Below are 25280 nucleotides of genomic sequence, written 5' to 3'. Positions count from 1 at the left end.
GAGAACGACCATGAATACCATGCTTAAAACGCTCCAGATTCACGCAGAAGCAACTGAAATGCTATGCCCTACCCATCACATACCCCTGATGGAAATTGCTGGTCACAGACTTTGTAAATTGTGTGCTAAAGAAACTGTCCACCGCTCACATGCAGCTTATGAAGATGAACTACAACAGCGCTTACTGCAGCAGAGAATCAAAAATTCAGGGCTCAATAAACGCTACCTAGATCGTGGTTTTAAGAATTATGTGGTCGCATGTTCTGCACAAGAGAATGCTATCAAACAATGTCAGACCTTTGCACAACAGATTATTTCTGACCATCATCCGAACCTGCTGCTCATCGGCACACCAGGTACAGGAAAAACCCATCTAGGTACATCAATCATTCGCAACATTCTATATAACAGTACGAAATCTGCACGCTACTATACCAGTGCAGAAATTGCTCAAAAAATGATGGACACTTGGTCAGATGCTTCACGCTCTGAAAAGGAAGTCATCGACCATTTCTCCAGTTTTGATTTATTGGTGATAGATGAATATGGCCTGCATGACCGACATGAAAAACGTCTAGAGATGGTGCATAAGGTCTTATATAGCCGTTATGACAACATGAAATCCACACTGCTGATTTCCAATTTCACATTACAGAATATGCAGCGGGATTTAGGTGTCCGATTATGGTCACGGTTACATGAGAACAATTTGAGTGTAGTACCGTGTTATTGGGAGGATAACCGCTTTAATAATATTTATTAAATATCAAAGGTGGTTCATTTGAACCGCCTTTTTATAAACCAATTAAGCATCAAATATTTAATTCCTTCATTAGGCGAGTATGCGGCAGTGAACAGGTGAATACAGTGTTTTACTTGGCTTAAAATTTTCTAAGCTGCCTATACGGCAGTGAACATCATCAGCACTATACTTAAAGAAATTATTAATTTCTAAGCTGCCTATACGGCAGTGAACGCCGACGGCCTAAAGTGGGTTGTGGATAATATTTTCTAAGCTGCCTATACGGCAGTGAACGAACGTATCATAATACGGTAGTGTAGAATCAATTTCTAAGCTGCCTATACGGCAGTGAACCATAACTCTACAGACGAAAAACCGATGTTTTTCTAAGCTGCCTATACGGCAGTGAACTTAACGCAGATTTTGTAAAGATCCGTTCTAATTTTCTAAGCTGCCTATACGGCAGTGAACTAACAGGCGTAACAGCTACAGGAGTAAGCGAATTTCTAAGCTGCCTATACGGCAGTGAACCTGAACAGGCCGAGGCCGTCGCGTCACTTATCTTTCTAAGCTGCCTATACGGCAGTGAACTATCACAGTTTTCACCAAGCCATTTATAAAAATTTCTAAGCTGCCTATACGGCAGTGAACGCAGTTTTTAAGATACAATAAGTTAATTTTTATTTCTAAGCTGCCTATACGGCAGTGAACCCGACGTCACAGTTAGCGCTCGGGACCACCGTTTCTAAGCTGCCTATACGGCAGTGAACTAACCAAGCTTTTGCCTGCTCTTATGGATAATTTTCTAAGCTGCCTATACGGCAGTGAACAGGGTGGATACACTGACAACCGTGCTGATCCTTTTCTAAGCTGCCTATACGGCAGTGAACAACGCGATGCAGAACGGTTTTTACGCCATTGTTTTCTAAGCTGCCTATACGGCAGTGAACATTGTTATTCCAGGTAATCCAACGCTGTTTTTTTCTAAGCTGCCTATACGGCAGTGAACTAAAACAGAAAAAAGATGAAATTTTAGACATTTTTCTAAGCTGCCTATACGGCAGTGAACTTATTGATTGCCTTGGTTAATTTCTTGTTCATTTTCTAAGCTGCCTATACGGCAGTGAACCTACCGCCGATCAAGCCTGGGCCTAAACCGAATTTCTAAGCTGCCTATACGGCAGTGAACTGTTGCTGTTGCTGCATTTCCTGTAGTGTTTTTTTCTAAGCTGCCTATACGGCAGTGAACTGGAAGATGAGCCGGCCATTGTTGAAGATAAATTTCTAAGCTGCCTATACGGCAGTGAACTCATCTATGAAGTTCCATAGCATATATAGCAATTTCTAAGCTGCCTATACGGCAGTGAACATCACAAGACGGATCGACGCAGTTGATACCGTTTTCTAAGCTGCCTATACGGCAGTGAACATTAACGACCTAACAACAGGCGGGGTTGATAATTTCTAAGCTGCCTATACGGCAGTGAACGTCGGTCGCCTCGTAGCTGGTGACTGTTTCGAATTTCTAAGCTGCCTATACGGCAGTGAACAGCCACAGGCAGACGCCCAAACCGTCGGGCAATTTCTAAGCTGCCTATACGGCAGTGAACGGTGCAATTCTTTTGATCTTCGTAGGTCTAAATTTCTAAGCTGCCTATACGGCAGTGAACTTGTTGGGCCGAGAAGCGCATTAACTTCAATATTTCTAAGCTGCCTATACGGCAGTGAACATGGTGGTCAATCAAACGATGAACGTCATAAATTTCTAAGCTGCCTATACGGCAGTGAACGATGCGAGCACCATGTCGGATTGACTTGTTCATTTCTAAGCTGCCTATACGGCAGTGAACGTTGGAGTGTAGCCATGTTGCAAGGTTTCACCTTTCTAAGCTGCCTATACGGCAGTGAACAGAAGGCTTTTTGTTAATGAATGGGCAGTCCATTTTCTAAGCTGCCTATACGGCAGTGAACAGCGGTCGGAACGTGCTCGCCCAGCGGTTACGTTTCTAAGCTGCCTATACGGCAGTGAACGTGGTATCGCGCTCATTGACAATAAAGCCACTTTTCTAAGCTGCCTATACGGCAGTGAACTATATCAACTGTAGTTGTGACCTACATCCAAATTTCTAAGCTGCCTATACGGCAGTGAACTCGAGTTATTGATTTTGTTCTTGTATTTTTCTTTCTAAGCTGCCTATACGGCAGTGAACCTGTGCGACGATCGTATTCTTAGCCGCTTTCGTTTCTAAGCTGCCTATACGGCAGTGAACTTCGGATGCTTGAGCACTGGCCTAGCGTAACATTTCTAAGCTGCCTATACGGCAGTGAACAGAAACAGCTCTTTTTGAGCAAACGTGAATATTTTCTAAGCTGCCTATACGGCAGTGAACTCCATCAACACGTTCAAATTTAATATAAGAACTTTCTAAGCTGCCTATACGGCAGTGAACATCGTGCGTTATGAAAAGCACAATGCGCCAATTTTCTAAGCTGCCTATACGGCAGTGAACATGCCAAACCGCAGGCAGAAGCACGTGAAAAATTTCTAAGCTGCCTATACGGCAGTGAACATTAAGAATATCAGCAAACCGGAAACGTCCATTTTCTAAGCTGCCTATACGGCAGTGAACCCAGCCCAAGCCAGTCTAAGGCCGCCGTTTTTTTTCTAAGCTGCCTATACGGCAGTGAACGGACTTTGATCGTTTCTGAGTGGGCAGTGATTTTTCTAAGCTGCCTATACGGCAGTGAACTCTTGGTATCGTTCGTGATGCAGTAAACAAGCTTTCTAAGCTGCCTATACGGCAGTGAACATGACTGGGCTTCGCATGGCTCAGACGCATTTTTTCTAAGCTGCCTATACGGCAGTGAACTGATTACAGCGGCAGAATTTGCGCATGAATATTTTCTAAGCTGCCTATACGGCAGTGAACAACACTAGGGGCGTACATATGTTTAGTTTTATTTTCTAAGCTGCCTATACGGCAGTGAACAAGTAACTTTAATGATGAATAAAATAAGTTTATTTCTAAGCTGCCTATACGGCAGTGAACTTTCAAAGTACTTCTAAAGTTCAAGGTCAATTTTTCTAAGCTGCCTATACGGCAGTGAACGGCCAATGGCCTTGATGCACATAACGCATTCATTTCTAAGCTGCCTATACGGCAGTGAACACAGGCTGTCAGCAACGGTACGAGCAACATCATTTCTAAGCTGCCTATACGGCAGTGAACTCTATATTGATCCACTCAGCCGTGCGCTTGATTTTCTAAGCTGCCTATACGGCAGTGAACTTGGATTCGCCGAAATGCGTTTCACGATTAATTTTCTAAGCTGCCTATACGGCAGTGAACACTGGCCACAAGTATGAAGCCAGAATCCGGTTTTTCTAAGCTGCCTATACGGCAGTGAACAAACGGCTGTTGGTACACGCACCACCACGACCATTTCTAAGCTGCCTATACGGCAGTGAACGGCTCTACCCAGTTCTGGTAGGTTTTCTGATATTTCTAAGCTGCCTATACGGCAGTGAACGCCCCTTTTTTATGCTGCTGCCGTAATATTACTTTCTAAGCTGCCTATACGGCAGTGAACTTGGTACAACACGAGGAACAATAGTAGAGCTTTTTCTAAGCTGCCTATACGGCAGTGAACTGTGTAGCCCTGGTCTGCTTTGGGCACAAATCTTTCTAAGCTGCCTATACGGCAGTGAACAGGCGATTGCCCGTGATTCTTACTATGTGTTTTTTCTAAGCTGCCTATACGGCAGTGAACTTGATGTAAACGGCACTACGCTTAGATTTAAATTTCTAAGCTGCCTATACGGCAGTGAACTTGGTGGAGCTGCTGTTCAAGCCTTAGTTGATTTTCTAAGCTGCCTATACGGCAGTGAACTATATTTTTATAAATGAATGTTGTGTTTTTTCTAAGCTGCCTATACGGCAGTGAACCCTGATGAATGGTATCAACAGCATTTCCCATTTTTCTAAGCTGCCTATACGGCAGTGAACCCTGACATTCTCGCAATCTGGAAGAATAGTGATTTCTAAGCTGCCTATACGGCAGTGAACCGAGGCATTTACACGATAGTTGTCTTGAACACTTTCTAAGCTGCCTATACGGCAGTGAACGACATCGCCGCCAGTCTGTTGCACCCGGTTCCTTTCTAAGCTGCCTATACGGCAGTGAACACTGGCCGAAATTCTGCACAGCTTCCAAGTATTTTCTAAGCTGCCTATACGGCAGTGAACGATAGCTTATCTGCAGCATTGAAATTGATTAATTTCTAAGCTGCCTATACGGCAGTGAACGGAAATGCACAATCTGGGGTAAGCAGGCAGAATTTCTAAGCTGCCTATACGGCAGTGAACTTTCAGATATTGCTGGAAGCCCGCACATGTATTTTCTAAGCTGCCTATACGGCAGTGAACGGCGCGTTAGTGAAAGAGCTGTTTCAAGGATTTTTCTAAGCTGCCTATACGGCAGTGAACATCTCCTAAGATTTACCAGCTCTTTTTTATCTTTTCTAAGCTGCCTATACGGCAGTGAACGCGGAACGATGACAGATTTCCCTTTGAATATTTTTCTAAGCTGCCTATACGGCAGTGAACCAGTGGTGATTGGGGTGATGTATGGGGTTTAATTTCTAAGCTGCCTATACGGCAGTGAACGCCTGCTAATGTTATCTACACATTGCAGCTAATTTCTAAGCTGCCTATACGGCAGTGAACACATCAATCTCGATACGAGTGCATGGACTAGCTTTCTAAGCTGCCTATACGGCAGTGAACATAAACCTATTAAATGAACTAAAAATATTTATTTTCTAAGCTGCCTATACGGCAGTGAACAATATAGCGTTGTATTGGCAGTGTGTAGTGATTTTCTAAGCTGCCTATACGGCAGTGAACCGGCTGAGAAGCCTTAAAAGATAATATTCTATTTTTCTAAGCTGCCTATACGGCAGTGAACTTGCTGTATTTCGGCCAGGATTGAACCCACCATTTCTAAGCTGCCTATACGGCAGTGAACGAAACGGTTGGAGCACAGGGCGCAAAGCAAAATTTCTAAGCTGCCTATACGGCAGTGAACAACAATCTTCATAGCTTTACGTGCCGCTGATCTTTCTAAGCTGCCTATACGGCAGTGAACCGTGACAACACTGTTACGATTGATTTTGTTGATTTCTAAGCTGCCTATACGGCAGTGAACGCTGTTCAATGCGTAACGCACGTTGTTCGTATTTTCTAAGCTGCCTATACGGCAGTGAACGTAAACGTGAAAATTTTAATTTAAATGCTTATTTTCTAAGCTGCCTATACGGCAGTGAACTGCCATTTGCTCGCTCAAGTGCTGCAAATTCATTTCTAAGCTGCCTATACGGCAGTGAACACGCTAAAACTGGCAAGCTTACTACTGAAACATTTCTAAGCTGCCTATACGGCAGTGAACTAGACCATTTAATTATTTTAAACAGCAGGAAATTTCTAAGCTGCCTATACGGCAGTGAACGGATGCGAGCACCATGTCGGATGGATTTATTCATTTCTAAGCTGCCTATACGGCAGTGAACCGAATGTCACCTCACCATAAACCGGAACAATCTTTCTAAGCTGCCTATACGGCAGTGAACCCGAGAAGTGGAGTTTTGTTTCTCCTCTTATTTTTCTAAGCTGCCTATACGGCAGTGAACAATCCATCCGACATGGTGCTCGCATCCTGTTATTTCTAAGCTGCCTATACGGCAGTGAACACAGCTTAAACGCAGTGGATGGATGAGCTAATTTTCTAAGCTGCCTATACGGCAGTGAACAACAATTTTAACGAAAAAAATAAAGCTATAACAGTAAGTTATGCCTAAAATCCCACAAAAGACCCAAGTATTAACCGACTATTATAACTTATTGATTTTATTGAGTTGTTAAAGAATCAAAAAATATTGGGTTAAAATTCGGGTACAGATGACACCGAACTCAAACCATATGTACTAAAAACCTGAGTTTCAGATTTTTCAGCAGGTAATTTTTCAATAAACAATTTAAAACGCTTTTTACTTTGTTCATCTGAAGTACTTAAACTTTGCATTTCGATATAAGGCAAGTTCGTTGTAGTAACAACATGACTATATCGAGCTAGTGCTTCATCAAAGCCAATATCCCCACGTTTTACACGGTGACGTGCCAAACGCTGTGCATTGGTTTTCACTTGTTTACGTTTATAAACTGCATAGCCTTTAATATCGCTAGGCACTTCACGGATAGAAGTGATATGTACATAGTCTTCTAAGAATTCTAACCATTTTCGGATATCAAATTTTTTTAAATCAGATTCAGACTCAGCAAATAAACGTAATTTTGTACCCAGAAATCCCACTCCTTTATCTTGATGGAAACGATATTGAGGAAATGAAAATCCAATATTTACTTTATCCTCCGCATTTTTTACTTCAACCAAAGCAAGATGCAATTGAGGGTAAAGTTGTGACCATAATTCATAAGGGGAAAACTTCTCAATTTCCATTAATGTCACTTCAATGTAATAGTTCATATCCTATCCTTAAGGTCTAATATCAGTGACATAAGCCAAGCCTTTTTTACCTAAGTAAAAAGAAGAAACTCCCGCATTTTCAATCTTCTCTTCTAAATCTCTTGCTTGTTCTTTAGAAATATTCAGATTGATCGTAAGCTTTCCACTTGCTTTGGTTAAAACAGATACGACTTCACCTTCGCCTTTTTTCTTTTCTTTTAATAAATATGGATTTCCCCAAATTAGCTTTTTACTTCCTGTTGTATAACGATCCATAAAATCTTTTTTGGTAAATCCACGCTTAGAAATGCCGCTCAGTCCGCCACTTTTTGTTAAAACATTTGAAAGATCATATTTTTGAGATAATCTTGCAATTTGGATATATAAAGCAGAAGTGTAAATACTGATTAGAGGTAACTGTTTTTTAGCAGTCAAATAACTTGTATCTGGGAAATGATCCAATAAACAGCTAAATACAGCTTGAATATCTTCCGTCAGTTCCATTGGTTTTTCTGAGCTTAAAATCTCAATACGACTACATACCGTAATTGGATCTAAGGTTTCGGAGTACGCTACAGGATATGATTCATCCAAAATAAATTTGTAAATCTCAGACAAATTAAGCCACAAAACACCCCAAAGTTCGGCTGAAAAGCTTGATCTAAAAGACGGATCATTCGCTTTAATTTCACCTGTAAATGAGTTTTGATCTGTACTGCCTGAAACGTTACGGATATAAACCATCTCATTACAATTTAAAGCTTGATCGACAATGTCATTCTCCTGAAGTACTTTTTCAACCTCAGAAAAATAGTAATTGTCATCTTGTCGTGCTTGATAGAGTTTGCGTTGATCTCCAATCAAACGATTCAGTACGCCCATAACAGTATCTTTTGAAATATTGCGCTTTTTATAATTCCCTTCTTGCTTTAATGTAGTCATTGAAGCAATAAAATTACGTCCACCTTTTGGTAAAGGTTCATTATTAGAGCCATCTAAAAATGAATTTCGCCAAGAAGATTCATATTCAATAATGATTTGCATAAATCACCTCATTATTGCGCTTCAAAATAAACTGCATAATCTTGTTGTGGCTCAGAATTCGCTTGATCTGGGTTGCGTTTAATACGCATCATTTTATGACTGTCGTTATAATCCACCTCTACTGTGTCTACACACATATAACCTTTTGCTTGTTTAATCACGAGTTCTTCAAGCATTAAAAGCGTTTCTTTTACTAAAATATCAATAGCAGTGTTGTCGAGTAAAATACCAACTTCACCTTCATTGAAAATTGTTCCCTTACGTACATAGTTTTTATGGAAAGTTGCTTTTGGTTCTTTCGAAGGATCTAGACTTTTGATAAATGCCTGTACTCGTTCAGCAATCTTTTCGCCTTCACCTTCTTTAATAATCATTGATGCACGATCAAATTTCTTATCAAGTGAAATAAATTGTAATTGTTCAATACTAATTGAGCCATAAGCGATATATTCAGTATCGCCAAATGTCGTTTTAGAGAAAATTGAGTTTTCACCGCGTTTATATGTTTTTGAACCATCATCTTGCGTAATTTCTTCACTCGAACTTGCATTAGAAAGTTGTTCAAAGTTGCCATTACCGAGCTGATCAATGAAATCAGTAATCAAAAGAGGACTTGTACGTTTACATTGACTAGATGGCACAACATAACCACGGATTAATCCTGTAATAGATGCTAAAACATCGATTAAATTCTTGTCTTTTGCGTAATGTAAATCAAAAGACTGATCACGAAATAGGTGGTGTCGAATACAGTTTTGGCTGATATATAAAGGTGTTTCTTTAAAATCAATATCAGATGCTTCTTTACGATACTTATAACCTGTTTCTTCTTTTACCTTACCTGATAAATTACTAAAACCACGAAGTTTTGGTAATGTATGGTTATCAACAGTCTTACCATCATTACCTGTTAATGATGTTGGACCATTCCAATTCACTACCCCATAACCATATGCTGTAATTTTAAAATCTACGCTTTTTACGCCTGTTACTTTAGCCATGTTATTTACCCTCTGGCATTGTTGTTAAAATATTAAGTTTGTCTAACGAAATTGAACCAATCGGTTGCTGATCACACACCGCATAATAAATTGCTTCAGGATGTCTAATGCCTGTGCCCCCAACTTTATTTAAGTCATCTTCGATGTAACTTAGATACAAAGGAAAATCTGCATCTCTCGCATAGTTTTCTAAGACCATACATCGTGATTTTTGCTTTTTCTCTGGAATACCTTTCACTGGATGTGACGGATCAATATTGCCATGTTTTTGGGCAATAAAATTGATTAAACCAAGCTCTTGGATAATATTTAATGATTCAGTCAGATTGTCATATTCTGTTGTATCATCTAACGGTGGTTGATAGGCATATTCATTTTCAAACACTGGTTTTGCATAATCATTTAAATTTAATTTGGCTAACTGTACAAAACGGCTATCTCCACGTAATGAGTTTTTACTGATCTTAGATTTCTGCTCTGCCGTTTTAGGTTTAGATATTTTTGTTGGTTCTGTGACTTTATTATTGATTCGATCAATACTTTTCTTTAACGCTTTTTGCATATCTTGAAAAACAGCAGAATTTTCTTGATCTTGTTGAGTATGAAACGCTTTATATAATTGATAGAGCTTCGATAACTTAAAGCTTTGGTCTACAAGTTGATCTTGTAAAAAGTCGTACCACGCCTTAGTGGTCTGTAAGCAATTCAATTGATTTAAGAAAAATGCCAACGAACCTTTACAACTGCCATTTTTTACATTTTCAGTAATCGCAACTTTTAGAATATTGATACTTTCACTTTCCCCAAAACGATCTAAACGACCTAAACGCTGAAGCATATTTTCGGGTGAGGTCATTTCTGTCAGCATGTGTTTGGCTGTAATATTCAAAGACGCTTGTACAATTGGACCACTACGCAATACATCAAACTTGTGTGTACCCTCTTTTTTAAATGCCTCATAAACTTCATTAAACCAATATTTTTTATCACTGCGCTTAAACTTTGAATGAAAGAGCACGCTTTTTTCTTGGTTTTTTTGATAAATAAAACCCAATTGTGCTGTTAAAGCAGTGTTGGAAATGACAAAGGTTTTTCCATCATATACTTGATAAAATGGATTTCCTGCTATTATTGATTCATCATAATCAATAAATTCAATTTTATATTCACTATCATTAAATGATGGCATTGCAATGACATCATCTTGATGCAATCCCAAGACTTGTTTTAAATACGAATAATGTGGTGTGGCCGAAACTAATAAGGTGTTTTTTTCATATTTCTTACGCATACTTTTATTGGCAATCAATTCAGCAAACAATAAATTGAAAATCTCCATGCCTATATATTCATGGTATTCATCAAATACCACGTGTGCATCCATAAATGGAATTAAACTATCAACTTTGCTATGCGTGACAATCGATCCTACAATTTGATCAATCGTTGTGACCACCACATCACCTGATAGATATTCTTTCTCAGGTGTTACTTTGTCCCAAGCATTGGTAAATTTAAATTCACCTGTAAAAATTTCTACTTTTGCATCTGGTAAATAACTTTCTGTCAGTTCTTGGAAAATCCCTTGACAGACTTGTACACGAGGGCAAATCCAAAATATTTTTTTTGCATCTTTAAGCTTTGCCCACTCCAATGCAATTTTGGTTTTACCACAACCTGCTGGACCTGCAAGTACAGCAATATCCCTTAAATCAGTAAGTTGTTGTGCAATTTCATTTTGTTTTTTAGTACGCTCACTGTTCGGAAATTTTGTCGAAACATTGTTTAAATGTTCAGATAGATTAGAAAGCGTTTCTTGTGAATCCAATAACTCATCTAAGCGTTGCTCAGCAATGTATTCCATTAAATCTTGCGCAGACAGTTTTGAAATCAAACAGTCTGCACTAATCACACAGGCACGTAATAAATTATGTTCTGAGTTAATACGCACCTTATCACGTAATACGTCTATAGAATCTGTATTAGCATAATGTTTAAATTCTGGAAAATGTTTACTTTTGAATTGATATTCAAAATTATCTTTTAGCTCTTGTGCTTGAGCCACATTCCAATCGATATGCTTTTCGATACTTTCATTGGCATGATAATTTTTTGATAGGTTGTTAATTCTCTTGACCAAGTCAGATGTCCGTTGAATCAAGATTTCAAACTGATCTGCTCGAATGTTTTTGATTAAATATTCGTAGGCTTTATACACCCCTGTAAAATCATCATTTTGACGATATGGCTTCGCATGATGCCAATACAAAATATGCTGTAAACTTTCTTTTTGACGATTATTCAATCCTTTACATTGCTGTTCAAAAAAATTAAATAGCAATAATGACACCTCATTATGACGAGGGTGTTTATCAAAGGTAAATTTAACATCGATATGCTGACCATCATCTTCAGAATCTTTCTGTTTTCCTTTTTTAACCCACTCTTGAAATAGAGGATCTAATTTGCCTAAATCATGCAAACAACCCGCTAAAAATGCAACTTTAGATAAGTTGTCATATTCATCGTTATCCACTACTGTTTTAAATAATTTCTGTGCGACATAACCAATCGCAAAAGAGTGTTCAGCCAACGGCTGTAAATGTGTATTCGCATAAAATTCATCTTGTTTTGCTTTCATTGTGATTACATCCATAACTACATCTTTTTGTGTACTATTCACCGGCACCACACCCTTAGCATTAAACTTATTCCGATTACCCACGACCCACAGTAACTCACTTCGACGTCTGCCTCGAATCCAGTGACAACTTACCGCTGTACTTTTGGTCACGGTTTTACGCAGCAATTTTTTAACCGCAATTAGACCTTCCTCAGTAATCACTGTCTGCCAGGTGTTATCACCAATTCGGTCTGCAAAGGCATCTAATACCCGACGCGTTCGTGGAATGGCTTTCTTTTCACATTGGCTAATAAACGTCACAATCATAACGTGCTCTCTACATCATCATGATGGTAACAAGCTTGTGCTTTGACTTGATCAAACATAAAGTCCAGACATTTATGCTCAGTAAATTTCTGCAAAATCTGTTGCCTAAATTCTTGTTCAGTCATCTTTTCTTTGGCACAGATAAAGGCATAAGGTAAAACAATGGCATCTTTAATTAAATCGGCAACATCAAATACCAATGCCCCTCGCCGTGTCTTACCATGCATTACGGCAAATCCATGTGGAATTCCGAGCACCCAAAGTGTTGTCGCTGCTAAACCATAAGCCAAATAATTGCCATGATTTAAAAAATCATTGGCTAAATCACCTTGTTCAGGATTACGGTTAAAATCTTTTAAACCTATACGAGTCGCTGCAATTTTATAAAGTTGTTTTGTGGTTGCAGCTTCTGCAAGTAGTAAGTCTCCGACTTTACTTTGTTTTGGAATTTTTTCTGTATAAGCCATTAATGCCTGTTGAACATCTAAATCATCCACATGGAAGGTATATTCTTTTAAATCTCGATCTTTTGCCCAAATCTTCTGAATATATTCAACTCGAGCCAATTGAAACTGTTTGGCAACATCTAAGCGTTTGGCTTCATCAAACCAAAACTGCATCCAGCCTTGCATATACTCTGTCGGTCGATATTCACTTTGCGGGGTCATCCATTCGATTTCACAGCCCATAAATAAAGGCGTGCTACCTCCACCTGTAAAACCAACCAGAACACCTGCACTTGCGAGCATACGCATAGCTGCTTGGGTAATCGATGTCCCTGTCCCCAGTAAAATGACCGTAGTATTGGCAATCGGAATATTCCAGTATTGGTTTTCATTTTTTGCTTCAGTCAAATACAAAACTCGACCATCTTTCTGCATCACACGACAATGTTCAAGGTAGTACAAATTGGCACGTTTCGAATGTAAAATAGCTTTTAAATCAGATGGATTGATTTGTTCCATTCTTGTCATCAGTTATGAATAAGAGTTGTCCTTAAAATATCCTTTTCCAATAATTATTTAAATAAATTTTCGAAATTTAACGTCATATATTGACGCAATCTATTTAAATAATTTGTATGCAATTAATATAGTTAAAAATATTTTAAAAAATTAATGTCTTAATATCCTTGGGTTAATATCTTTTTATCTTTACCACCCAACCAAACTAAATATTCATTCTCTATCGCCTGCTTATACGCCCAATCAGCAACTCGATGTGAACGCTGCAGATCCGTTAAGAAACCAAGTTGGGAAATTTCTCGTGTAATAGCTTGATCATGCAGATGATTGCGCTCCAGCCACTGCTGCAGGAAATGTTCTGATGCCAAATAATTACTTTTCTGTGAATTACATTTTTCATCCACCAGAACGAAGTTATGTCCGGTATCAGCAGGATATAGAGACCATGGAATAAAATGATCCACGGCATATTTTGAATTTTTAAGCTTTTGCCACAGTAAAAACACTGGCATTGCTGTAAATCAATTAGAAAGTCCGCAACCTGTCCCAATTGATTACGACTCGGGGCAAACATGAATTCATCTAGGTCAGGTAATCCATCCAGTACTATAAGGTTCTGCTTGTTCAGCCGAACAAAATCAATCCAGCGCTTTTGGCACAGCTCTTCAATAATTTCACTAAACTGTCTTAAACAATACATTACCTTTGGGAACAGCTTGAGTGACTGCTTGGACTCCTCAAGACTATAGAGAAACTCTACGGTTTGACCATTCAAGTTCTGCAAATACACCACTGGCATTTGCTTCACTGTACTCGCTACAGATTTCCTGAGTTTTAACCAAAAACTGAATCTCTTCTTGCAGCAGCGATTGTTTTAAATTGCTGCTGTGCTTTCTGGATTTCACTGATGACCTTTGCTTGCCGACCGGTACTTTGTTGAATGATAAAAGGCTCATATTGGCTGAACTGAAACGGAAGTGATTGTTTCCAATAAAGATCAATAAACTTCTCAGCAATGTCCAAATAATCTAGACGCAGAGCTGCACCCGTATCTTGTCCCTGTTCAATCGCAAGTCGAGTAATGCTCATCAGCAAGGCAAACTTATAGGTTGAAGTGAACGTACCTGACTGCAAAATTTGCTGGATATGCTTTAAGAATTTCAACTGTTCTTGAGGTGTGGGTTGATTATTCTCTATGACGCGATCATTCTGCCCCATTTTCAAATTTTACCTGTCTTTGTAATCCTGCTTCTGTTGCTATGTCTAAAATTCTCGCGTTCTGAATGGCATGTTTACGCATAACTGAAAGAGTTTCTTTGAACGGGTGCTGATTCCCTTTTAAATTAAGTGGTAGTACAGTTTGTTCAAAAACTTTTTCCTCAATATTCCACGGTTCTTCGCAAATTTCCCAAGATACATAGGCATTATCCTCGAGCCACGCATCTAGCCATTGTTCACCTGCATGTGTGAAAGTCATTCGATTACCTGAACCAACCCTTCTAAGGGGATACCCACTCATCTCAGCCAGAAGTATCCCTAAAGTTCGTCTTAAAGTTGAACCTTCAGCATTACCCGCAAAGTGTGTTTTAAGTCGTGTTCTCAACGTTGATTTGCTATTAGGTTTGGTCTTTTTATCTGGAGAGATGCCCACATACAACAGCGTATATTCTTTATAAGTTACACAGTGTTCTGTTGGGATTCCTTGGGGAATTTTTTTAAACCACCAGAAATAAATTCCATGCTCTGTGGGAATCAAAGAGGACTGTTCCATTAACTCGGAACGACCGTATAACCGCTGAGGGTAATAATCAAAAGCTTTTGATTTCTTTTTCCATATCACGTTGAGCCATTCTTCTGCTCGGTCTGGACGTTTATCTACACTAATCCATTGCTGTAATAGTAAAGCCTGATCGAGCTGCTTGAGCAAATCATGTGCCTGCTGTTCATTTAAGTCGGTAAAGCTACGCCCATCTTTTTCACGATCTTGACTGCCATATTTAAAGGACATATAGCAGACACCATTTGGCTTTAATGCTATTAAGATCCTGTGCAAGACATCTGACAACTTATCTCGCTCGCAGTGCAGCAAAGAGGCACATGCCCAAATGCCATCATATTTCTCCTGTACAGCCAATTCATAAAAACTGCCCAACTGCACTGGTAACTCAGTAAGCTGACGTGCTTTTGCAACCAGCTCCTCTGAATAGTCGATTGCCTCTACCTGATAACCAAAATTTTTAAAAGCCAATGTATCCCGACCCGAGCCACAGCCCAAATCCAGAATTGACGCTTGTTCCGATAAATACCTCAGAAATGGTGCATAAAGACTTTCCATCTCAACCTGATAGGTATTTTCAAAAAATGCTTGGGCATGCTGATTGTAATAATTTGATGTTTGATTCATTGTCTTAAAGCTAATATCTTATGTGAAAGAACATACTGATATTTCAATAGATAAGTCAAATGAACAGTTCTATGATTGAGCCAAAATCTCATTTTATTGTCTCTACTTTATTGAAATAAAAAACTGAGCTGGTTTCTACAAAGGAAAATAAATGGGCTTCAGATTTCGCAAGAGCATTAAAATCTTACCAGGCTTAAAAATTAATCTAACCCATAAAGGCATAAGTAGTGCCAGTATTGGCAAAGCTGGTGCTTCTTTGAATATTGGCAAAAAGGGAACTCGAACGAGTATTGGTATCCCAGGAACAGGACTTTCTTATTCCAAGCATCATCCCTATACAAATAAGCCAAATACCTTACAGAACTCTTCTCAGCAACCATCACCATTGAATAGCCGAAGTATGGAAACATCTAAATCAAATGTCTGGCTATGGATAATTTTTGGATTATTTTGTTTTATTGTAGGGGCTATTATTTTTTAGAATTAGCCGCGCTTTGTACCCATAACATTCATTCCGCTAGGCAAAATTTGATTCATTCATTACTATTGACGGATGTTAAATACAATAAAGGTTGCCGCTGATGCCTGAAAATCACAATGCTCCCGATTATGATGAAATGATTTAATCGACTCTCCCTTATCTCAAGTTTTACAGGAACATAATCAGCAGGTCGAAATTCTCATTTATCGACTGCCTGACAGTGATTGGACACTGGAAGTGGTAAGCCAAAGTGGTACTTCTACTGTATGGGATGAAACTTTCCCGTCAGATCAGGAAGCTCTATCTGTCGCTTTAGATGGAATTAAAGCTGCAGGCGGTATTCAAGCCTTTTCCGAAGTAAGTGATCTCGAAGCAAAGAAAAATATTTGTCCTGAGTTCCTTACTCGCCATTAAAACTGATGCTGCTGACTTGAATTTAAATCAGTATGTTTTTGAATTCTTAAAACCTATCACGATGATAGGCTCACTTCAGGCCAAACCATCTAGGGTCGAAGGGTCAAATGTTTCATCAAACATAAACTCATCGACTCGCTCTTTTTTAATATCAAGGCCGAATCTGCGACGCAGAAAAACTTAACTGCTTAACATTAAATCCCTGTGGGCTCTCGCACCTTAACTACAAGCTCAACCGAATCATCTACTCCTCTTTTTTGAAATCCAAAGTGTCACCATCCGACCACAGCCCAAGTCCAAAATCTTTAATTGTGTAGGTAAATACTTAAAAAGGTTCGTACAAACTCTGCATGTCAACTCGGTATGTACTATCAAAAAAATTTGAGCATTATTATTGTCATACCGCTGTACTCTCCCGACCCTATTCATTCTGATCAGCTATGTGAACATCAAAATAGAAACATGATATTTTTTGCCAATTCACAAATATAGCTAACTAATAGCGAGTATCCAATCGAGGAGGAAATTTGAAAATTTCAATAATAAAAAAACTTTAAAAACAAGAAAAAAAATGATGCCTCCTGCCATATTCAAAAACTCCAAATATACGTGAACATTGCTGTATTATTTTTATTCAATAGCACACATGGATTTGACATCTGAACTACTTTTAAAGTTTCCAGAAACACAGATAAGTACTGTAAAAATTTCAAAAAAGCAGAATCATCATTCATCCATGTGCTTATGGTTTCAACCTATGCTACTTAAATATGTTTAAAAATCTCGCTGCAGATTTAGATATTTCTAGTCGTATAAAAGAACTCCATGTGTGGAAAACCTCAGAATTTGATGGCTACACCATCTTTAATAATATTCACTTATATATTAGCTATTTAAAACAGGATATTAAGGAAGTCACTTTAATTATTCACCATCAGCTATCTTTTTCAGATGATGAGTTAGCATTTCTGATGGAGTTATGCAGTCGTGAATTTATTCAATTCATCAAGGCTGCAAAATTTGATATTAAGTCTTTGAATCCTGAAAAACATTGCACTTAATTAACACTCATCTTTCACGTCAAACACTATTAACCCTTAACAAAGAATCATCTTTAAAACCACATCATCGAATGAGTCTGGAACTGCTTGCACAACTACTTTCATGTTCTCGAAATCAACTCAATCAGCGAATTAAAAATACCAACCAACAGCGCACAAATACTTTTAATGAATTATCACTACACAGCAGATGTGTAAAAGAACTCTTAGATCACTCAAATAGCTCTGTGAGTGCAGAAAAAATTTGGAGATCATAGTGTCGAACGATCTAAACGAGCATATTGATTTGCCAGTTATTTCACTGCAAAAAATGCTTGAAAAATTATTTGGTGATGAGCAATTTGAACGTGCACAACACATCAACTTTGTAATTAAACTATTGTCGTTGCAACAGGCTGACAACTTTCTAGATGGTCTCAATCTCGATTACTTTAACGTCGATGTAGAATTTCAGTCAAATCTGCCCAAACCTTCAGTAATCTCTTTTTCTAAAAAAGTTAAGATCAGCAATCTACCCATCACTTCATATATCAATTCAATTGTGCAATTATCTGAGTCACAAACTCATGCACAACATTGGAATATTTTAGTTTTAAAAGCGGCCATTTATTTAATTGCTCTTCCTGAGCTTAAACCAGAGCTTTTTAAACAAGCACACACAGAACACTTCAATACCGTAAAGCGCTTATTCCAGCGCTTTAGGACAGCAAATAAAAATTTAGATACTGAAAAAAAATATCAAAATACAGAAGAATATCAACGTCTCTGGAGCATCTATCTTCAAGATCCAACACAGAGCTTAGAACAATTTATTCAACATCTGATAACTCTAGACACACAGGACCTACCTGATTTTGATCGAAATCTACTTAACGATATTCGCATTACGTTCAACTACGTTTTAAAAAACAAAGCAAAGATTGCACGTGCAAGTATTGATACCCAACTTCTTCATCAATTTCTTGATGAAGAACAACTCATCGAAGAAAGTATAGAAATAAAAAAAGGGACTAAATCTAAAGCCCTGAATATAGAAATGTTAATTGATGAGCCGATTAATCGGCAAATTGTTGTCAATCCAACTCACGTCACACCACTCGCAGCACATTCAGAATCGAGTCAAAACTATGTTCTACCGTTTGTTGCAAAACATATTCAACGCAAAGAACATTTACTCACGTCGAGTAGTTTTTTCCCGAATCCATCTAGCGTGAATCATCTACTGAAAAAACTTCATGCGGACTATTCTGAACAACAAAATAAAAGTGCTTTGATCCTGATGCTCGCATTTTTGACCGGAAATAGTGTGAATGAGTGGCTATATATACAAAGCAAGCGAGCTAAAAACTTAAATAACCGCCAAAAATTGATCAATAAAAATGATCAATTCTTCTTAAGCAGTAAATTTAATATATTTGAGAACCGAGATTTTGAGTACTCAGATAGCCTGCTCAACCAGACCATCTATTTAGACATTCCAATACCCAATAGATTTATTACGGATCTACGTGAGATGGCGTCGGTTAGTTTCGATGAGATACAGCAATATTTACGCAAATTAAGACAAGAGTTGTTGATTCCAAAGCTCTCTGTCATAAAGCTGAGTTCGCTACTGCATCATACGGTTCTTGCAAAAACAGGGAATAAACAACTCGCAGATTTAATCACAGGGATTGATGCCAATCAGTCATCATCTATTTCTTATTGTCATCAGATTATCCCTCGTTTACATGCACAATATATTGATATTCTAAAATCAGTTTGTGCAGATGTCGCGAGCACATATGAAAACTGTGTACTTTCACTCCCTGATTCAACAACTCATTTTGGGAGTCGTAAAGCTCCAAAACCACAGGTCATTACAGAGATTTTTGCTGTATTGAAATTTAATATTTTTTCACAAGCTGAAGATGACCTAATTTCAATTTTTAATCATTACAACATCTGGATGTGGCATATTTTATTGCTATTTACAGCAGCACGCCCCGTTGCTGAATTCCCTGGATTTCTTAAAAACTTTAATTTAAAACGCCAAATTTTGATGGTTTCAGACAAAGAAGTAGGCGGCCGAAAAGGATTCGGACGCCTCATTCCGCTTTGTCCATTTTTAGTTGAAGAGATAAAAAAATTCCTTAATTTTTTAGAATATTTTTCGATTCAAATCATGATGAGCCACTCACACTTAGCTGAGCTCTTACAACAAATCAAAACAAGTAAATTGCCCTTACTTGGCATTATCCAAAATAGAGAGTGGATACCACTAAGCCCTTCTATAGTCAAAGATTTTCATCCTGAATTAGGTCTTGATCATGCAAACTGGCATCGCCACACAGCACGTGCTTTTTTAACTCATAAAATTACCGAACCTGAGATTTTAGCTCTCTTTGGACATGAGCTCATGCAACAAGAAGCAGCACATCCTTTTTCCAGTTTATCACTCTCTCAGTTTTCTAAAATTGCGAATGTTTTAGAGCAAATGAAAGATCAATTTAAAATTAGCGGGATTGAAGTTCATGTCATCAATCAATAAAAAAAAAAAAAACGCTATGCTGAAGATAGACGTCAATTTCAACGTAATGAATTAGAAAAGAACCTACGAGCTGATGCAGAACAAGCGCTCCGACAATACTTTGATGAGCAAAAATTCTCAAATGACGAATTAATTCAAGCTTATCCTGCGATTTATGAGTTTATTAAACGTAAAGCACCGAATCTTGCTTGGAAAAAATATGCCCATGAATTCTTCCGAACATATATCAAGGACCTCAAGAAGAGCAATAACCTAGACCTCCCACTACCTTATCTCATCTTTGAGATGAAACGCGATCAACCAATTTTCACCCTAGATTGGATCCAGGCGGGTCATGAAATTGACATCATCCTCGAAAAACTGTGGGACTACTGGATTCTTGCTCAAGATAGTTCCGCTTTTTCTGATAATGAAATTATTGGGAATATTCTGCTTTGCTCAATGTTCTACGGTGGATTAAATCAAACAGCTTCATTAAATGCTTTGCTCGAACATTTAAAAAACCCTGAAAAAATCCAAAAAATTTTCGATTTTAATATCATCTTTTTAGAGCCACTTTCTCCAAGCTATGGCGATCTGTTTGTTGATGAAAAAACGATACGCAAATCGCGTAATTTTATTCCAGATCAACTCACACGACTGTGGCTCATTCACTTCAATACAAGACAAATTCGTGACATCAGTCTAGACGTGAATGCATATCTGCACATCATTTTTCAAAAAATAAAACATCCATACACCAACAAGACTTTTAAGTTTTTACGTGACTACGCCAATTTTAATTGGCTACAACTGCAGAATGCAGATGTTGATCCTGCTCTTTCACAATGTTTGTTAGAAAACACACTCACGTGTGGTTTATCAGAACATGAGTTTGAAAACTTTGCATTCCCAAAATTTAAAACTCAATTAAGTGATGAAATCGAACGAAATATCTCTTCTGCAACCAAGCCCTTACCTGATCTAAATACTTCTGAAGTGGTAGGTAATGTGATATTTATTCATAAAAACTTGCTGAAACTGATTCGCACATCATCAACGGAACAACCTATTGCTGAACTCATTATTGATTTTTGCCTGCGTCACCAAGAGCAGTTTAATGAGTTTTCTAAACGTATTATTTTGTGGCTCATCAGTCTCTATAGACCAAGTTCAGAGCAAATAAAAAAATTATCAGCCACCTTTGATTTTGATACAACTCAGTACACGAAGGCATTTCAAGACAATCAAAAACTCGCAGATAGTTCAATCTATACATATTACACCCGGATCGCAGAACCGTTTTTAACTCATGCCTTACAATACTTCGATGCCGACGATGACATGAATGATCTGCTGAACAAAATCTATCAACAAATCATTAGCAATACACGACTTGCTGATGAAGCAGATCAACCTGAGTTTAAAAAATCTAAAGACCAAACAATCCGCATGTTGAAACGCTTTCACACCTTTCAACAAATTGTTTTTCAAGCAGAAGATTTCGAACTTGAATTTATTGCATCGCAAAGTCGACCTCGTGCACGCATCATTGGTCACACAGCCTTCCAAGTAATATTAAAGAAGTTAAATCAGCTCTTACATGACCAATACATCTCAGACCATCACTATAAATTATTCAAAATCATTTATATTTTGGCTTACCGTACTGGTATGCGTATTAACGAAATACTCGGGTTACGTGTAAAAGATATCGAGGGTTTAGATCAATTTTCTATTTGGGTTCAACCCTATGGTTCAAAAAAACAAGGGAATCAACATCTTCTCAAAACGGATAGTGCGGAACGGATTGTGCCTGCATACGCTTTGCTTAAAGATGATGAGTACCTATTTTTTAGCGATTTTGTTGTTGAAAAACGTTTAGAGAATAAGAAAAGTTTATATTTATTCAGCAACTTAAAGGAAAATAAAAAACTGAATAGACACACTGTTACTGTGCCCCTAAAACTGATATTGAATCAGGTCTTTAAAGAGCATCATTACTCCTTTCACTCTTTTCGTCACACTGCAGCGAATCATTTATCGCTTTTACTGAACTGTGAATATGCACCACTTGTGCAAGAGCTGACTGACTATAACGAAAACCAATATGAAAAAATTCGAGCTGAACTTCTTCAAAATCGACATGGACAAAACCATTGGTTTGTTATCGCACATCTTTTAGGGCATATAGAACCCGTTGAAACTTTCAAAAGTTATATTCACTTAAGTTATCTGATTGCTGGTCAAAAGCTACAGAAACATCATCCAGACATGCCAAATGAACTGGCTAAAAAAATTATGGGCTACAATGCAACATTTAAAAATTTGAAAATAACAAAAGATGAAAAAGACTTTAATTTTGAAAAAAACCAGGCAATTCTAGCAACTATATTATTGAATGATCAAACAAACTGGCTCCAGAGTAATGCTACTGACATTCTTAACGAACTGTCAGTACAAACAAATCAACCCCATGACTTTTTTGCTTTCTTCGCTGGCACAGAAGACTCTAAAATTTCACTTCAACGCTTTTATAAAACACTCAAGGTATTAGAGACTACCCACGATCCTAAAATTGCAGCTCAACGTATGTGCTTACCAGAAGAGCTTGTCAATTATTGGTATGAAAATGCCCTAAATTTAGCAGACATAAAATCAAAAAAAGGGAATCCACGTTTATTTAGTATTGATAGCTCAACCCATTTAAAGCCAGCGATGCTTGATACCGCTGAAGAGCTTCATGCGGTGACTTATTTTTTTGAACATTTACAGAAAATAGCTCGTAAAAAACCAACACAAATTGCATGCGTCCTGAATGTATTTTTGAATCGAGTGACCGCATCACACACAGGTATCCATTATCGCTGGAAGGATATCGATCAACTCGAACATTTTTACTCCCAGGTTAAGGCTTTATTTCCTGCCAAATTTTGGCACGTACTTGGACAAGATTTACTAACAAAGTTAGATGCTAAACAACAACCTCAACTTTTCAAATTAGCAAAAGCATCAACAGATAAACATCCATCGACTCTAGAGGAGTTTCCTCGTCTACAACTCTATTCAGAAAAAGATGGTCATGCTCTTGCTGCATTTAAATTTTGCTTACATCTAGCATGTATTGGTCGCCCACTATCTGTTCAGCTTAATGAGTTAGATGACATATCACCTGCTACCGTACATAAGCCTATGGCTGTATTACACCAACAGGAACTTATTGAAACTGATTAAATCGCCGTTAGATTGCCCAAAGCATTTCGCTTTAATGGCAACGAAGTTGCTATTAAACGTTTTGGTCGTAGTGTCTTGTTACTACCTATCGATAATCCAGGGGACATTATGTTAGAGGCAATTAACGAGTTTGAAGTAAGATTTCAACTAGAACGAGCTGATCAAGGTGAGCAATTGCGTGAGGATGAAAAGCCATTTAAATCAGCTACATGCTTTTAAAAGAACTAAAACTATTACTATCCAAATTACACCGCCAATTATCTGCTCTATTTTACTACCCGATGAAGGTTTAGTTGTTATTGTTTTTGGGGTATTCGATGTCTGTGGTGGTTTGGAATAAGTTGAATTGTGATTGGATGATTTTAAAAGAGATGGAGTACTACTTTTTGAAGGACTTTGAACAGGTTGCGAGTTAATAGGCTTAGATGTAGCATGAATTTTGCTTAAAATAGCCTGATTTTGAGACTTCGTTACACTATTAGTAGAGGTAATTGATTGACCACTTGTTGGGCTTGAATTATTAGCTGAGGATGATCCAACTCCAATTTGTGTAAGAATATCTCTATTTGATATTTTAATTGACCCACTATTATTATTTTGAGGAAGAGACTTACTTATAAGGCGTTTTTTAGCTTCTAACTCGTCAATTTGGAATAATTGACCTTTTTTAGTTAAAGTAATAGAAATATGGGAATACTTATGTTTCTTACTCTTGAATGGGGCTTCCATTAGACCTTTTACGCTAACCCATTTCCCAATCCAAGTATGATTAGGTTTGTTAGCAATAATATCTAAGCCCTCACTCCAAATAGTAATTTTGAATATATTACCTTTCCAATCACCAAAGTTGATAAAGATATAAGGCTTATTATTGCGTGTAAGACCCTGTTTGACTTCGACAATCTTTCCTATAACTTCTACTTGATTACCAATATGTTTTAGACATAAGTTGTAATCCAATGCTGATAATACAGGATATGGACTTATATACTCATTTAAAACTACAGCCCTACTAACATTCTTAGAAATAATTTGAATATTATTAGTGCTAGGTATTCCAATACCTTGAATAAAGTTGCTTAGATTAGGTATATCATTTAAATCAGTTATACCACATATAGCTGCAAAATTATTTACATGATCTTTTAAGGCTGGATAAGAGCTTAATAAGGAAAAAGTTTGTGATGTATTTGGATTAGCAAAGTCAGTTGAGCGAAATACGATAGCATCAAATTCTGATTTTGTTTTACCCCAAATTTTCGAATCTATTTCTAATGATTTACATGCTAGCCATAATAGAATTAAAGAAAACCTATCTAATCTATTATTGAAAGGATTTTGTTTAGCACGATAAGGGTGTTGGAAGTTTATATGCCCTAATTCTGAACTACCAAGACTAGCTATCGAATCAATATACATACCGTCATAGTCGATCAATTGAAGGCTAGATCCTGTATTAGAAACCATTAAGTTTCCTGTTTGGATATCCCCGTGTGCAATAGAATTTTGCTCTAAATAATCTGATAATTTTATTAGAGAATCACCTAGATTTTTAATAAAATTCTGATTATCAAAATTATCTTCGAGAAATTCACCAAGGGTAGATCCCGAAGCCCACGCCATTTTTACGATAGGGTATGCTTTTCCATCTACACGAATGCCATTTGGCTGAAACTCAAAATCTAAAAAGAATGGAGATGCAAGGGACTTAATTTTTTTAGATATTTCTAAATATCGCAACTCAAGGGATTTTGACTCTTTATGGAAGCATCTGACAGCATATTTTTTAGAATTACAATCGATTGTATAAGTTAAAGCAAACCCACCACTTATTGCTAAAGGAGTTCCAAGACCTGTTTTCCTTACAGTTCCTGCTGCTAGTTCTGAATCTGTTAGGAATTTATTATGAAGCTGAAAAGCTTCATTATATTTCTCAAATGATGGATAGCTCAT

General features: G+C 37.7%; 9 protein-coding genes, 6 pseudogenes and 1 CRISPR repeat array. Of the genes and pseudogenes, 6 read left to right on the top strand and 9 right to left on the bottom strand.

All coding sequences use genetic code 11. The features are described from left to right. Positions 1 to 10: 10 nt before the first annotated feature. Positions 11 to 763, top strand: coding sequence for an ATP-binding protein (locus PGW99_RS00435; RefSeq protein WP_273778011.1), 753 nt, complete (start codon positions 11 to 13; stop codon positions 761 to 763). 125 nt (positions 764 to 888) lie between these two features. Then, positions 889 to 6551: direct repeats of the CRISPR family, unit length 28 nt; unit sequence TTTCTAAGCTGCCTATACGGCAGTGAAC. Between the two features lie 131 nt (positions 6552 to 6682). Here the strand turns inward: PGW99_RS00435 and cas6f are convergent. The 8 genes and pseudogenes from cas6f to PGW99_RS12355 all read right to left on the bottom strand — a co-directional run. Then, positions 6683 to 7285, bottom strand: a complete 603-nt coding sequence (gene cas6f / locus PGW99_RS00430) for a type I-F CRISPR-associated endoribonuclease Cas6/Csy4 (protein ID WP_273778103.1) — start codon at positions 7283 to 7285, stop codon at positions 6683 to 6685. A 9-nt stretch (positions 7286 to 7294) separates the two neighbouring features. Then, positions 7295 to 8308 carry a type I-Fv CRISPR-associated protein Cas5fv gene (gene cas5fv, locus PGW99_RS00425; protein ID WP_273778005.1) on the bottom strand — a complete coding sequence of 338 codons (1014 nt, stop codon included), beginning with the start codon at positions 8306 to 8308 and terminating at the stop codon, positions 7295 to 7297. 11 nt (positions 8309 to 8319) lie between these two features. Then, complete coding sequence (gene cas7fv / locus PGW99_RS00420) at positions 8320 to 9309, bottom strand: type I-Fv CRISPR-associated protein Cas7fv (RefSeq protein ID WP_273778003.1); 990 nt, start codon at positions 9307 to 9309, stop codon at positions 8320 to 8322. Between the two features lies 1 nt (position 9310). Beyond that, positions 9311 to 12259, bottom strand: coding sequence for a CRISPR-associated endonuclease Cas3'' (locus tag PGW99_RS00415; protein ID WP_273778101.1), 2949 nt, complete (start codon positions 12257 to 12259; stop codon positions 9311 to 9313). Continuing rightward, on the bottom strand, positions 12256 to 13224 hold the full coding sequence (gene cas1f, locus PGW99_RS00410) for a type I-F CRISPR-associated endonuclease Cas1f (protein WP_273778099.1): 969 nt from the start codon (positions 13222 to 13224) through the stop codon (positions 12256 to 12258). The genes PGW99_RS00415 and cas1f overlap by 4 nt, the downstream gene beginning before the upstream one ends. Positions 13225 to 13382: 158 nt before the next feature. Beyond that, a pseudogene (locus tag PGW99_RS00405) lies at positions 13383 to 14442 on the bottom strand (HNH endonuclease). After that, a pseudogene (locus PGW99_RS12360) lies at positions 14429 to 14950 on the bottom strand (GIY-YIG nuclease family protein); the annotation flags it as partial. The pseudogenes PGW99_RS00405 and PGW99_RS12360, both read right to left, overlap by 14 nt. 99 nt (positions 14951 to 15049) lie before the next feature. Beyond that, positions 15050 to 15628, bottom strand: a pseudogene (locus tag PGW99_RS12355) (class I SAM-dependent methyltransferase); the annotation flags it as partial. 151 nt (positions 15629 to 15779) lie between these two features. Between PGW99_RS12355 and PGW99_RS00395 the strand changes: the two are divergent. From PGW99_RS00395 to PGW99_RS00375, 5 genes and pseudogenes are all read left to right on the top strand, one after another. Next, complete coding sequence (locus PGW99_RS00395) at positions 15780 to 16109, top strand: DUF4236 domain-containing protein (RefSeq protein ID WP_273777996.1); 330 nt, start codon at positions 15780 to 15782, stop codon at positions 16107 to 16109. Positions 16110 to 16209: 100 nt separating this feature from the next. Next, positions 16210 to 16523: pseudogene (locus PGW99_RS00390) on the top strand (hypothetical protein). A 646-nt stretch (positions 16524 to 17169) separates the two neighbouring features. Then, positions 17170 to 17841: pseudogene (locus tag PGW99_RS00385) on the top strand (hypothetical protein). Then, positions 17841 to 20114 carry a hypothetical protein gene (locus tag PGW99_RS00380; RefSeq protein WP_273778095.1) on the top strand — a complete coding sequence of 758 codons (2274 nt, stop codon included), beginning with the start codon at positions 17841 to 17843 and terminating at the stop codon, positions 20112 to 20114. The pseudogene PGW99_RS00385 and the gene PGW99_RS00380 overlap by 1 nt, the downstream one beginning before the upstream one ends. Before the next feature lie 6 nt (positions 20115 to 20120). Further along, a pseudogene (locus tag PGW99_RS00375) lies at positions 20121 to 23327 on the top strand (site-specific integrase); the annotation flags it as partial. A 201-nt stretch (positions 23328 to 23528) separates the two neighbouring features. Here PGW99_RS00375 and PGW99_RS00365 read toward each other — a convergent pair. After that, positions 23529 to 25280 carry a protein kinase family protein gene (locus PGW99_RS00365; RefSeq protein WP_273778091.1) on the bottom strand — a complete coding sequence of 584 codons (1752 nt, stop codon included), beginning with the start codon at positions 25278 to 25280 and terminating at the stop codon, positions 23529 to 23531.

The sequence above is a fragment of the Acinetobacter sp. GSS19 genome (assembly GCF_028621895.1).
Taxonomy (GTDB): Bacteria; Pseudomonadota; Gammaproteobacteria; order Pseudomonadales; family Moraxellaceae; genus Acinetobacter.
Note: the sequence above shows the minus strand (reverse complement) of the source record. Positions and strands in the feature narration are given on the sequence as shown.